Here is a 12,985-nt window from a genome sequence, read left to right as displayed (position 1 = left end):
TGCCGTGGATGCGGGCTATGCCCCGAACGACTGGCAAGTGGGCCAGACCGGCAAGATCGTGGCGCCACAGCTGTACATCGCTGCAGGCATCTCGGGCGCCATCCAGCACCTGGCTGGCATGAAAGACAGCAAGGTGATCGTGGCGATCAACAAGGACCCGGAAGCCCCGATCTTCTCGGTGGCCGACTACGGCCTGGAGGCCGACCTGTTCACCGCCGTGCCTGAACTGATCTCGAAGCTCTAAGCCGCAGCCATCCTGCAAGGGCATCGTTCGCGATGCCTTTGTTGTATCAGGACTTACGCAAAACCGCCATGGCGTTGCTGCTTCACCTTGTCGTACCCCCGACTGCCTGCAGCTTCGCGCCTGGCCCTGACGGCTTTGCGTAAGTCCTGTATATCTGAACCCCGTGAATTCTCTGGAGACAAGACATGAGCTACACCGCCCCCCTCAAAGACATGCTGTTCAACATGGAGCACGTCGCCGACCTTGCTGCGGTGGCGCAGATGCCTGGCTTTGAAGACGCCGGACTGGAAACCGCGCAAGCCGTGCTGGAGGAGTGCGCCAAGCTCAACGAAGGCGTCATTGCGCCATTGAACTGGGAAGGCGACAAGTACCCATCTTCCTTTCACGATGGCAAAGTGACCACCACGCCCGGCTTCAAGCAAGCTTTCAAGCAGTACGCCGAAGGCGGCTGGCAAGGCTTGCAGCACCCGGTGGACTTCGGCGGCCAAGGCCTGCCCAAAACCATTGGCGCAGCCTGTGGTGAAATTTTGAACAGCGCCAACATGAGCTTCGCGCTGTGCCCGCTGCTGACCGACGGTGCCATCGAAGCGCTGATCACCGCCGGCAGCGACGAGCTCAAAGCCATCTACTTGGAAAAACTGGTGAGCGGCGAGTGGACCGGCACCATGAACCTGACCGAGCCACAGGCCGGCAGCGACCTGGCCGCCGTGCGCAGCCGCGCGGAGCCGCAGCCGGATGGCACCTACAAGGTCTTCGGCACCAAGATCTTCATCACCTACGGTGAACACGACATGGCCGAGAACATCGTGCACCTCGTACTCGCCCGCGTCACCGGCGCGCCCGAGGGCGTGAAGGGCATCAGCCTGTTCGTCGTGCCCAAATTCATGGTGAATGCCGACGGCTCGCTGGGCGCGCGCAACGACGTGCATTGCGTCAGCATCGAACACAAGATGGGCATCAAGGCCAGCCCCACGGCGGTGCTGCAGTACGGCGACCACGGCGGTGCGGTGGGTTACCTGGTGGGCCAGGAAAACCGCGGCCTGGAGTACATGTTCATCATGATGAACGCCGCTCGTTACGCCGTGGGCGTGCAGGGCATTGCCATTGCCGAGCGCGCTTACCAGAAGGCAGTGGGTTACGCCAAAGACCGCGTGCAGAGCCGCCCAGTGGACGGCTCGCTGAGTGCCGCCGCACCCATCATCCACCACCCCGATGTGAAGCGCATGCTCATGACCATGCGCGCCAGCACCGAAGGCTGCCGTGCCATGGCCGCCGTGGCTGCTGCCGCGTACGATGCGGCCCACCACCACCCCGACGCCGACGCCCGCAAGCAAAATGCGGCCTTCTACGAATTCCTCGTACCGTTGGTCAAGGGTTACAGCACCGAAATGAGCCTGGAGATCACCAGCCTGGGTGTGCAGGTGCACGGCGGCATGGGCTTCATTGAAGAGACCGGCGCTGCTCAGTACTACCGCGACGCCAAGATTTTGACCATCTACGAAGGCACCACCGCGATCCAGGCCAACGACCTGGTGGGCCGCAAAACCTCGCGCGACGGCGGCGCAGTAGCCAAAGCCATCGCCGCACAAATTGAAAAAACCGAAGCCGAACTGGTGCAGCGCGGCAGCGCCAACGCGCTGGCCGTGGCCAAGCGCCTGACCGCTGCGCGCCTGGCCTTTGTGGACGTGGTGGAGTTCATCGCGGCCAACACCCGCAGCAACCCCAACGCCGCCTTTGCCGGCAGCGTGCCTTACCTGATGCTGGCTGGCAACCTGGTGTCGGGCTGGCAGTTGGCGCGCGCGCTGCTGGTGGCCGAAGACCAACTGGCCGCCGGCACCGACGCGGCCTTCATGCAGGCCAAGATCACCACCGCGCGGTTTTACGCCGACCACATTCTGAGCCGTGCCCCAGGTGTGCGCGACAGCATCGTGGAGGGTGCCGATGCCGTGACCGCGATGGCGGTGGACGCGTTCTGACGCAGACACCCACGCGCGGTCTGTCGCCCCAGCTACAGACCGCCGGATGGGCGTGACCCAGAATGCTTCTGGTCCATTCCAGCGAATCCAAAACCACAACGGAGACCCCATGAACACCCGCCAACGCTACCTGCCCCCGGTGCTGCAGAAGATCCGCTTCCCCGTGATCGGCTCGCCGCTGTTCATCATCAGCAACCCCAAGCTTGTCATTGCCCAGTGCAAGGCCGGCGTGGTGGGTTCCATGCCGGCGCTCAACGCGCGCCCGGCCTCGCAGCTCGACGAGTGGCTGGCCGAAATCACCGAAGCCCTGGCCGCGCACGACGCTGCAAACCCAGACAATCCGGCCGCGCCCTTTGCCATCAACCAGATCGTGCACAAGAGCAACGACCGCCTGGAGCACGACATGGCGCTGTGCGCCAAATACAAGGTGCCGATCATCATCACCAGCTTGGGCGCGCGCGAAGACGTGAACCAGGGCGTGCACAACTGGGGCGGCGTGGTCATGCACGACGTGATCAACAACGTGTTTGCCCACAAAGCCATTGAAAAGGGCGCCGACGGTCTCATTCCCGTGGCGGCCGGTGCCGGTGGCCACGCCAGCGTGAAGAGCCCGTTTGCCATGGTGCAGGAAATTCGCGAATGGTTCGACGGCCCGGTGGCCTTGTCGGGCTCCATTGCATCGGGCGGTGCCGTGCTGGCCGCCCAGGCCATGGGTGCCGACTTTGCCTACATCGGCTCGGCCTTCATTGCCACCGATGAAGCGCGTGCGGTGGACGGCTACAAGCAGATGATCACCGAGAGCAATTCGGACGACATCGTCTACAGCAACTTCTACACCGGTATCCACGGCAATTACCTCAAGGGCAGCATCAAGAACGCTGGCATGGACCCGGACCACCTGCCCGAGAGCGACCCGAGCAAGATGAACTTCTCCACCGGCGAAGGTGCCAATGCCGCCAAAGCCTGGAAAGACATCTGGGGCTGCGGGCAGGGCATTGGCGCCATCCGCGAAGTGGTGCCTGCGGCCGATCTGGTGGCGCGCTTCCAGCGCGAATACGCCGAAGCCAAAGCGCGCATTTGCGGCGGCTGAAACCGCACCATGCAGAAAAAAACCGACCGCCAGGTCGGTTTTTTTTGCGGGCGGGTGATACTAAGCAGATGACAAAAAACCATAAAAATCAATTGGTTACGTCATTTTTGAAGCAGGCAAAAAGAAAATTAGCGGACAGGTCCAACAAACCAATCTTGGCTGGGGCTCAATCCCTCAACCCGGCCCGCGCTACCCCGCTCTCGTGCAAATCTGAGCGTAAACAGTTCCTGGTCGACGAACTTCCCCCGCTCACGAAGAGCGGGCAGTAAGCGGGTGTCCGCGTACAAGCACCCGGTCGACTCCAGCGGCTGCTGCCCCTGTTTTTCCGCAGCATCGGCGGCGTGGCCATGTCCCGAGAGCAGACTCTCCAGCATGGGCGCATATCCGGGCTGCCACGCGTTTAGCTCAGGAAAAGTTGCACGCATTGCCCGCAGAATGGCCAGACCTGCCCAGTCGAGGTCTCCCCACAGCCACAACGGCAGCTCATCGGACTCTGAAAACAACCACCGCTCAAATGATGTCGCGTTCTCTGCGGTCATCGAACCTCTGGATGAGTAGAAAACCGAGGCCCCCCAGGCCTTCCTGAGCCGGGGGGCACTTCCCTTGAACCCCGCTGAAAACACCAGTGCAAGCCCGTCGAGAAGCCCAGACCCCGAGCGCGCGGCCTGCTCAAAGCTCATCTGGTTCTCAATGAACAGCACCCCTCGCAACTTCCCTTTTGGAAGCTGCACCAGCAACTGAACGGGGCTCGCAGGGAAGGGGCACTCTTGCATCCCCAAGACTGCAGCGACAAGACCTTGCCGCCCGTCAAGAACTTTCGACATACCCCAGAACAACCTGGCCGACACCTCTCTGAGGAGTAGAGCCTGGTCTTTGAGCTCGTGCAAGCGATTGAGCCGCTGAACGACTTCCGCCATCTCATGCCCTGGAAGCTCGATGCAGTAGCCGCTCGCTGCTTGCTTGACCTCTGCCGTAGCCTCAAGGTGAGCATTGAGCGCCTCACGCCAGCGTTCACCGGAGGACTTTGCGCGCTCCATTCGGCCGACAGCGCCCCTCACTTCAGAGGGCTCGATAACGCTGACTCTGACGCACTGGGCGTAGCCGGATGAAGAACGCACGGCAGTGGGCGGCGCTATCTGTATCCACCCCAATCGATGGAGCTGGCAAGCCTCCTCCCAGAGGACTTCCTTGTCGGATTCGAACCGCGCATTGACCAGCTCAGGCCAGGTCTTGGCGTTCAGGAGAATCGACTGGGCCTTGCCGGCCCCACGCAGTTCCGCGGCGTCCAAGCGGTCAACCAGGCGCCCAAGAAAGTGCAACAAGTCCCGTGAAGGCTTGAAGGCATTGGCCACGTTAAAACTTTTGACCTTCGGGAGCCGTTGCCGCATCAGCGACATCTTCGGGGTCGGCCAAATCGAAAAGCTGTTTGGCTCTCTCGCGAGCCAGGACGCGCTGGCGCTCCCACAATTCGCGCATCTTGTCGTTCTTGAACACTCGTTCGTCAATGTCGGTCATGAAGTCAATCTCGCCGTTCGGAATCGGCGACAAACGGGTAAAGCTGTACTCCCGGTTGAACTCGTCCTTGACAGCGCCCGCCTTCATGGTTGGCATGGCACTGACAACCTGCAGGTCAAGGTTGTCCCTGAGGAAGCTGAGAACAGCGCGGGCGCGGGCCTCGTCCATTTTGGCGAAGGACTCATCGTTGACCAACAGCTTCAGGCTGGGGCCCTTTTCAAAAATCTTCAACCGATTGGTCACCACCGCGGCGCGAACGATGTAGGCAGGCGTTTCCAGTTGGCCGCCGGAACCCGTCCCCCATTCAGAGAGGCGAATCCGACCACCGCTATCCGACTCGTTGAAGATGTCATAACGGCGGTAGTTGCGGTAATCGGCAATTCGCAGCAGTTCCCGTGTCGCACGGTCCTGGTCGTCGTCAAGCAGCAGCTTGACCAGGCGGTCGCGGATTACCAGATGCTTGGCCGACAGCTCGTTTTCCCCAAACAAGTCCAAGGCATCGGCAGATTCCGTCATTCTGTAAACCGAATTGAAGAAATCGAGGTACTCCTCGAATTCGGGCTCCCACTTAGAGCAGTCAATGCTGAAGCGGTCAGAGCCAAACTTGAGGCTTCTCAGCTCATGGTTCATCTGCCGCAAAGTTCGAATGCCGTCATCCACTTTGGTCTTGATTTCGGCACAAAAATTCTTGGTGAAGACGTCATTGAAAGAGGACACCGCCGTCTCAAGCTCGGTCTTGTTGTTGTACAGCCCGATGCTGCGCAAGGCTTGCAATCGCTCGACAACGGCACTCAACAGCGCCACGACCTTGGGGTACTCCTCGTCAAATGCGGACCCTGGCTGCGGGTGCGGAAGAGCTTCGACAAACCGCTCATCCGAGCGCGAAGTGAGGTGGTAGTCCCCCAATGCTTCACGGGAGTTGGAAAGCAGCGTTGCCGGGCGCCTGGAAAGTTGGTCAAGCTCGAGGCGGGCTGCGTCTATGGCCTGGCCGGGGGTAGCTAACTGAGCATCGACACTCTGGGACACCACTGAATACGATACTGCGGGGTTGGCCTCCGCCAGTGCTTTCACTCGTCCGATTTGACGCTCCAGGTAGTCCAGCCTTGCAAGCTTGTTGTCTTCAATAGCAGCGATTTCCTTTTCGGCAGCACCGATACTGGTTTCGAGCCTGTAAATCGATTTGTTGTCCGCGTCAGTCTCGTCCGCGAGTTGGGCAAGCTCTGTTTCCAGCTGCTTCACCTGCCCATCAAGGTCCGCTGTCTCGCTCAAATCCAAGGATTGCAATGCCGCCCGCGCCGACTGAATTCCCAATGCCAGTTCTGCCAAGGGACCCACCTCGAATCGCGGTTCTTTGAGCCCTGAGATAAACCCTTGCAACTTGAGCAGCTCATCCTTCACGCCTGAAACATGAGCGCTCTCCAAAACAGCTGCTTCCAACTGCTTTGTAACCGTCTCCAACTGTCGCTCACGCGCTTTTTGCCCAAAAACCAGGCCCCAGCGAATTTCTGTTGAAAACATCGTTCTGCCGCCTGCGCCGGCGCCAGCTTTGGTAACACCGCGGTGAGTGGTCCGCAATTCCTCCGAGTTTGAGACTTTGACTGTCTTGCCGAACTGCACGACAAGGTAAGCCCGAGCAATGGGGTTTGCGGTGCGCAGCTCATGGACAACAGATTCGTTGGACAACGTTGTCCGGTCTGCGTCTTTTAAGCACATCGACCCCTGGACGACCTTGGCGCCCCAGCGGTTGGCCTGCACCAAATCTATTGCCCTGCGCTCCCAGTCAGGGTCGACGATGATGTTGAACCGTGCGCCGTCCATATAGCCCTCAATGGCCGCCTGCCATTCCTCTGACACCGGCTCTACGAGGTCACACAGGACCTGCACATTGGCTTCGGGGTAGGTCTCTCGAATTCGGGCAACCGCCGGCTCCACGTTGGGCGGGTAGGTGACCCCACCTTTTGCCAGTTTCGCTTTTTTGGCTCCGAGTTCCCGTACAGCTGTGGCGGCCAGGTCGGCGCGCTGCTCAACCCTCACAAGCTCCTTGGTCACTGCGGTTTGCAAGCTAGCGCCAGTTCCTGCCATGGCGGCATACAGGCGGTCGAGGCCGGTATTGCTTTCGGCGCTGAAAGCGCTCGCCACGGCCAATAACTGCTCCGCATCAGGGGCCTGTTGCCCAGCTACGGCGAACACCGAATCGAAGTGCCGTGCCAACTGCTCCAGGCGGGTCCCCGCGCGAGAGTCTGCTACATGTTGAATGGCAGCGTTTACTTCTGTCATTCCGTCCTGATAGGGGCGAGAGGAAACGGCGGCGGACCGCTCATTCAGAAGGCCGGCGGCAATCAACGCCTCACTCAAGGCCTTGACCAGCTGATTTGCTTTGCGAGTGTTCGCGTCCAACTGCCTCTCTAGCTCAGCTTTCTGCTGCGCTGCCGGAATACCGAGCAACTGAGCGGCCAGTTGGGTCCTTCGCGTATCCAGCCCTTTTGCTCTATCTGATCGTCCCTTGATTCGGTCTTTCAATCCGCCGATGGCCCCTTTGGCGTGGGTCACCTGCGCCTCGCATGCTTCGACTCGCTCCTCATCAAGTTTTCGCTGCAGGCGCGCCACGAATAGGTCTTGCCGAACATGGCGTTCGTGCGCTTCAGCCGTTTCCTTCAACACGCCCTCGAGCGCATCGAGCTTTTTCACACTCTCTTCGAGTCGATTGCCTTCTTCCCGCAGATTCGCAACCTGACGCATGAGCCCGCTGATGCGTTCCACATCTTGCTGCAGTTGCTTGCCGTCAAAGTCCAGAATTTCATCGCGCACCAGCTCATGCACGGAGCCAATTGGCCGGTACGCAATGGATTGCACCCATGCTCGGGCGGCTTGGCTGGCCTCGTCCCAGGTGACGCTGTTCTTGCCGCGAAACCTTCCGTAGAGCGCGCTCAGGTAGTCGCGCTTTCGATCGTGAAACTCGTGGATGCGCGGATGCGCCCCTTTCAGCTTGCGGACAATCTGTTCGGTCTGGATACAGGCTCCGGCTTCCGGGTCCACCATGAAGTCAGCGTACGAGAGCATCGCGTTGTCCACGATGAACGGGACGAACGACTCCAGCTTGGCCTGGCGTTTTTCGCCAGTGCCATCCACTCGGGCGGATACCGCAACAACTGCCGTGAACGGGGAAAGTCCGTCTTCGCCTGCATCAGGACGGAAAACTGCAGCGACGTAGCCTTGTGCTCCCTCCACCCTTGAGAACTTGCTGTATTCAGCGCCTACGACATACGATTCGACCGACCGCTTGGACTTCCCGCGTCGCTGGCCTTGTGTCACCTCGTCTTGACCAGGGTTGTAATTCAAAATGCCGTTGTAGGCGGCGGTCATGATGGTCTGCAGCCCATCGAGCATGGTCGATTTCCCCGAGCCGGTTTCGCCGGTCAAGAGGGTCATGTCCCCCATGTCGTAGTCGCCGGAGCGGATTTGGCCCCAGTTCACAAGAATCAGTCGGTCCAGTTTCATTCTTCGCTCTGCTCAATTTCAGATTCTTGTTCGATTACGCCGTCAGCCTCTAGCGCGGTGGCCAAGGCTTCGTTGGAAATAATGCCCAGAATCGTGGGGCGGATTGCCAAGAAGGCGTCTGCGTCCGCAATCTCAAAGCTGGAGGTGAAATGCAGCAGCCGATGGCGCCGGAGCTCCTTGAGAAGCAACATGCGCTCCCCATTGCCAGGGGGCAGTTGGCGCTTGAGCTGCGTTTGCAGCGTCGCGGCCACGTCTTCAAAGCTCACGAGCGCATCGCCTCCGGTTCCAATGTGGCCCTGGTTGAATCTCTCTTGGTAGAGGAACCGAAGGGCCAGGGCCATCGCCACAAAGTCTGCGGACACACGTGCCTTAAGCGCGGGTACCGGCTCATGGGTGTCTTCTGGTAGCCCGTCCACCACCGCACCGGGGGCGTAGAGCCTGAAGAACTGGGAGGTCACATCGTGGTGCAGATAGAGGCCCGCCACGTCAAAGTAGTCCGACATCAGGGTCTGCACACGCCGAGCATCGTCGTAAAGCAGCTGCTCAGTGCGGTCCTCATCGCGAACGATGACGCCTTGAGCCAGAAGCCTGGTCAAGAGCTCCCTGAATCGCTCAAATGAAATGTTCGCAACGACAAGTTGCTCGCGCAAAGCTGTGGTGATGCTCATGTGTTCTTCTTGAAATCAATTTCGTAGTCAAAGCCGCTGTAGAACTCGTTTTCGACCCGCCCGGGGAGTTTTGCTGCCCGGAGGTCCCGGGCCTTCGTGCTGCGAATCGCCTCCACTGCCTGCATGGTCGCAAGGACATCGCGCGCGGTGGCCGCGGGCAGCCCCGACAGGCGCACCGGATGCTTGAAGAGTCGTAGGTCCGAGCGAATCTGCTGCGTGAGGCTCTCGTTCGGCACCGTAAAGGCTTGGTCTTGCGCCTGTTTCATCGCCGCTTCAAGGCGAGCCGCACGGGTTGGGCGAGGCGGAACAGAGGTGGTTGCTGCTTTACGACGCTGTACTGCCGACCTAAGCTTGAAGCTGGAGGGGTCGAGAAGGCGAACCTCGACCGTCGCAATGTGCTCGCCTATTCGCTCAAGCAATGCGTCTTGGTTGGGGGTGTCTAGGCGGGCCACCCGTTGAACTGCGTCGAGATAGGCATGCCGCGCTCTGCCCGTGCGCAGCATCATCGATTGCTGCACCAACCCTGAAATGCGCTTGACGTAGTTCTCCATTGCTCGGATGAAGCCCGGCTGCTTTGACTGATGGGCAGCGTCGACAATTTCTTCGATGCGCTCCAGCAGCCAGTCCAGAACGGTCCCACCCGTGTGCTCCTTCAAAGCCCAGGATGCGATGTCCTGAAGTTGGGCCTCCATCCTTCGGTACTTCGCGTCCCCCAGCTCGGTGCGGAGCTGTTCGAGCTTTTGCTTGATGGCACTTCGGTTGATCGTAGAACTGTCGATGGTCAGCTGTTTCGAATAGTCCTTTTGAAACCGCTCCAAGAACTCCACAAAGCTGTCCCATTGGTCATGAATTGACGCCTCCACCATGAGGTGCCGAACCCGCTCCTGCAGGTCGTCGATGCCCTCGGTCAGGTCTTCAATGACCTTTTCCGCGTACTCATAGGCATCCACCAGGTCGTGAGCATCCCCGCGCTCACTGAGTGCCGCATCAAGCGCGTTCCGGCAACTCCGCATGTTCCGCTGACGGCTGCGGCTCGGGCGGTGCAGTGACCAAAAGGCCTCGGCAAATAGCTTGCCCGGACGTGAGAAGCGGAATGCGGTTACGAGGCCCTGTCGGTCGGGGTATTGCTCCAGCCACCCGTCCTGAACCAAAACCCGGATAAGCATGGCGGCGAGTTGCTGGGGGTCTTCGGATTCCTTCGTGTTGAGTTCATCTTGGGCGTCAACGGAGTCGAGGCGCTCTTGGTGGGCTTGAACCTCCGGCATCAGGACGTCTTTGAGCTCGTCACGGTTGAGGTTGTGGGCGTAGTCCGCCGAGGGGCCGTGCAACCGCTCGTAGAGAGTACGAAGGCAAGCTGCGACCAGCTCTCTTCGGGCGCTGTTGAGAGGGCGAAAGAACCGCTGGCGCTCGGATTCAAAGAAGGCACTTGCGCTCACAGGGGCGAGCCTTTCGCAACGCGCGCGTTGCGGCGGACGGACGGGTGCCGGGAGTTGGACGAAGTCTTGCGAAAAAGTCTTGGGGTGTCCTGAAAAAGAGTCACGTGTATGAGCCGTCTAGTTCTGTTGTTTATTCCTCTTTTCACAGGGTAGCACGAGCGCAAGGGTGCGTCATCGCCGTTTTTTGTGTGGAGTGTCGGCGCCAACAGGTGCAATGGTCATCAGCTTATTAACACCCTCGCGGGCAGATTGTGCTTTTTCAGGGCTTGAACAAGTCGCGCAGCGCGTCAAGTACCGCGGGCGGGCCGGCGTATTGCACGCCGCCCGTGTCTGAAATGCTACTGACCCAACCCCCTTCCAGCCATTCGCTGTAAAGCCATTCGCCATTCACCCGGCTCAGGCCGGCCGGGGGGGCGGGCGGTGGCACCACAGGCACGCTTTTCAGGGCGTCGCCCATGAAGTCGATCCAGATCGGCAGCGCCAACCCGCCGCCCGATGCGCTGGCGCCCAGGCTGCGCGGCTTGTCGTAACCCAGCCACACGGCCGTGGCCAGGCTGGGGTGGTAGCCGGTGAACCAGGCGTCGATGGCGTCGTTGGTGGTGCCGGTTTTGCCGTAAAGGTCGGGCCGCTTCAACAGTGCCTGCGCCCGGGCGGCGGTGCCCACGCGGGTCACGTCGTTGAGCAGGCTGCTCATCACATACGCGTTGCGTTCGGGCAGAGCGCGGTTGTCTTCCGTCAGCGCGGCGGGTGGCGGGGCTTCAAACAGCACCTTGCCCTGTGCGTCGGTGATCTTTTCAATCACCACCGGCGCCACATGCCAGCCGCCATTGGCCAGCGTGGCGTAGGCGCTGGCCATTTGCAGCGGCGTGACCAGACCGGTGCCCAGGGCCAGCGTGAGGTTGTCGGGGTGGCGCTGCGCGTCCATGCCAAAGCGGGTGCTCCATTCTCGGGCACGCTGGGTGCCCACATGTTGCAACACCCGCACGCTGGCCAGGTTGCTCGATTGGCTCAGCGCCTGGCGCAGCGTGATGGGGCCGCTGTGCGCGCCGTTGCTGTTGCCGGGGCTCCAGCCGTTGGCGGCGGTGAAGGGCAGGTCGTCCACCAGCGTGGCGGGCATCACGCGGGCTTCCAGGGCGGCCGAGTACAGCAGCGGCTTGAAGGCCGAGCCGGGTTGGCGCCAGCTTTGGGTGACGTGGTTGAACGGCTGGCGCGTGAAGTCAAACCCGCCCACCAGTGCGCGCACCCGGCCGGTTTGCGTGTCCAGCGCCACCAACGCGGCTTCGGCTTCGGGCCATTGCGTCATGGCCCAGGTGTCACCGCTTGGGCCGTTGCCGGTGCTGACCACGCGCACCACCGCACCGCGCGCCAGTTTCAGCTCGGGTTTGGCTTTGGCGTTGAGCCCAGGCTGCGCCCAGCGCAGGCCTTCGCCTTTCACGCTCACCCGCTCGCCGCTGGCCAGCTGCACGCGCAGCTCTTTCGGTGAGGCCGACAGCACCACCGCCACGCGCAGCGTTTCATCATCGCGGTGGTCTTTCAGCGCCAGCGCGGCGGCGCTTTCCAGCTCGGGGCCGTTGCTTTCTGGCAGGGTCTCGAAGCCTTCCGGCCCACGCCAGGTGCCCCGGCGGTCAAAGGCCAGCACCCCGCGTTGCACCGCCTCAAAGGCGGCACGCTGGTCGGCTGCGCGCAGCGAGGTGGTGACCCGCAGACCGGTGGTGTAGGCGCCGGTGCCAAATCGCTCCACCACGGTGCGGCGTGCCATTTCGGCCACATGTTCGGCGTTCACGCTGCGCTGGCCGGGTGGGCGAATGGTCAACTTTTCCGCGCGCGCCGCCGCCAGTTGCTGCGCGGTGATGGCGCCAGTGGCGCGCATGCGCTCCAACACCACGCGCTGGCGCTGCACGGCGCGCTCGAAGTTCGCCACCGGGTTGGCGTAATACGGGTTTTGCGGCAAGCCAGCGAGCAGGGCGGCTTCGGCCAGCGTGAGCTGGTCCATGGGCTTGCCGAAATAGGTGCGTGCCGCAGAGGCAAACCCGTAAGCGCGCTGGCCCAGAAAAATTTCGTTGAGGTAAATCTCCAGAATCCGGTCTTTGGACAAGGCCTCTTCCACCTTGAACGCCAGCAGAATTTCTTTCGCCTTGCGCTCCACCGTCAGCTCGCGCGTGAGAAGCATGGTGCGCACCAGCTGCTGCGTGATGGTGCTGGCACCTTGCTTGCGCCCACCGGTGAGCAGGGCCAGCGCGGCGCGGGCCATGCCTTTGGGGTCCACGCCCGAATGCTCGCGAAAGCGCGCGTCTTCCACCGCCAGCACCGCGTCTTGCAGCAGCTTGGGCGTGCGCGCCAGCGGCACGTATTCGCGCCGCTCGGCGCCAAACTGCGCAATCTCCACGCCGTCGGCGGTGAACACCTGCAGCGGCAGTTTGGGCTGGTAATTGACGATGCGGTCAATGGGCGGCAGCTCAAACGTGGCCGCCGCCGCAGGCGGCGTGCCGAGGCCTACCGTGGCGGCAACAAAAGCCAGGGCTGCAACCGCCGGGCGCAAGGAAAGCAAGAACATGGGG

General features: G+C 61.4%; 8 protein-coding genes. 3 read left to right on the top strand and 5 right to left on the bottom strand.

What is annotated here, in order from left to right:
* From Q7J58_RS09130 to Q7J58_RS09120, 3 genes are all read left to right on the top strand, one after another.
* Window positions 1-244: FAD-binding protein (locus tag Q7J58_RS09130; protein ID WP_304826512.1), on the top strand; the 244-nt coding region annotated here is incomplete at its 5' end.
* 185 nt (window positions 245-429) lie between these two features.
* The gene (locus tag Q7J58_RS09125) at window positions 430-2,220 is read left to right on the top strand and encodes an acyl-CoA dehydrogenase (RefSeq protein WP_304826509.1); all 1,791 of its coding nucleotides are present in this window, start codon (window positions 430-432) and stop codon (window positions 2,218-2,220) included.
* Window positions 2,221-2,329: 109 nt separating this feature from the next.
* The gene (locus Q7J58_RS09120) at window positions 2,330-3,310 is read left to right on the top strand and encodes a nitronate monooxygenase family protein (RefSeq protein WP_304826506.1); all 981 of its coding nucleotides are present in this window, start codon (window positions 2,330-2,332) and stop codon (window positions 3,308-3,310) included.
* A gap of 128 nt (window positions 3,311-3,438) precedes the next feature.
* Here Q7J58_RS09120 and Q7J58_RS09115 read toward each other — a convergent pair whose 3' ends face one another.
* The 5 genes from Q7J58_RS09115 to Q7J58_RS09095 form a co-directional block, all read right to left on the bottom strand.
* Window positions 3,439-4,707, bottom strand: a complete 1,269-nt coding sequence (locus Q7J58_RS09115; protein WP_304826504.1) for a DUF2220 family protein — start codon at window positions 4,705-4,707, stop codon at window positions 3,439-3,441.
* Entirely contained in the window at window positions 4,664-8,323 is a 3,660-nt protein-coding gene (locus tag Q7J58_RS09110) for an ATP-binding protein (RefSeq protein WP_304826501.1), read from the bottom strand. Before Q7J58_RS09110 ends, Q7J58_RS09115 begins: the two co-directional genes overlap by 44 nt.
* Window positions 8,320-8,991, bottom strand: a complete 672-nt coding sequence (locus Q7J58_RS09105) for a DUF4194 domain-containing protein (RefSeq protein WP_304826498.1) — start codon at window positions 8,989-8,991, stop codon at window positions 8,320-8,322. The genes Q7J58_RS09110 and Q7J58_RS09105 overlap by 4 nt, the downstream gene beginning before the upstream one ends.
* Window positions 8,988-10,427, bottom strand: a complete 1,440-nt coding sequence (locus Q7J58_RS09100) for a Wadjet anti-phage system protein JetA family protein (RefSeq protein ID WP_304826495.1) — start codon at window positions 10,425-10,427, stop codon at window positions 8,988-8,990. The genes Q7J58_RS09105 and Q7J58_RS09100 overlap by 4 nt, the downstream gene beginning before the upstream one ends.
* 259 nt (window positions 10,428-10,686) lie before the next feature.
* Entirely contained in the window at window positions 10,687-12,981 is a 2,295-nt protein-coding gene (locus Q7J58_RS09095; protein ID WP_304826492.1) for a PBP1A family penicillin-binding protein, read from the bottom strand.
* Window positions 12,982-12,985 lie beyond the last annotated feature (4 nt).

The sequence above is a fragment of the Hydrogenophaga sp. genome (assembly GCF_030656115.1).
Lineage (GTDB): Bacteria > Pseudomonadota > Gammaproteobacteria > Burkholderiales > Burkholderiaceae_C > Hydrogenophaga.
Note: the sequence above shows the minus strand (reverse complement) of the source record. Positions and strands in the feature narration are given on the sequence as shown.

Bases quoted from the DNA above. Each gene is read 5' to 3' on its own strand.
- Q7J58_RS09125 (WP_304826509.1), top strand. From the start codon at position 430: ATGAGCTACACCGCCCCCCTCAAAGACATGCTGTTCAACATGGAGCAC.
- Q7J58_RS09120 (WP_304826506.1), top strand. From the start codon at position 2,330: ATGAACACCCGCCAACGCTACCTGCCCCCGGTGCTGCAGAAGATCCGC.
- Q7J58_RS09115 (WP_304826504.1), bottom strand. From the start codon at position 4,707: ATGTCGCTGATGCGGCAACGGCTCCCGAAGGTCAAAAGTTTTAACGTG.
- Q7J58_RS09110 (WP_304826501.1), bottom strand. From the start codon at position 8,323: ATGAAACTGGACCGACTGATTCTTGTGAACTGGGGCCAAATCCGCTCC.
- Q7J58_RS09105 (WP_304826498.1), bottom strand. From the start codon at position 8,991: ATGAGCATCACCACAGCTTTGCGCGAGCAACTTGTCGTTGCGAACATT.
- Q7J58_RS09095 (WP_304826492.1), bottom strand. From the start codon at position 12,981: ATGTTCTTGCTTTCCTTGCGCCCGGCGGTTGCAGCCCTGGCTTTTGTT.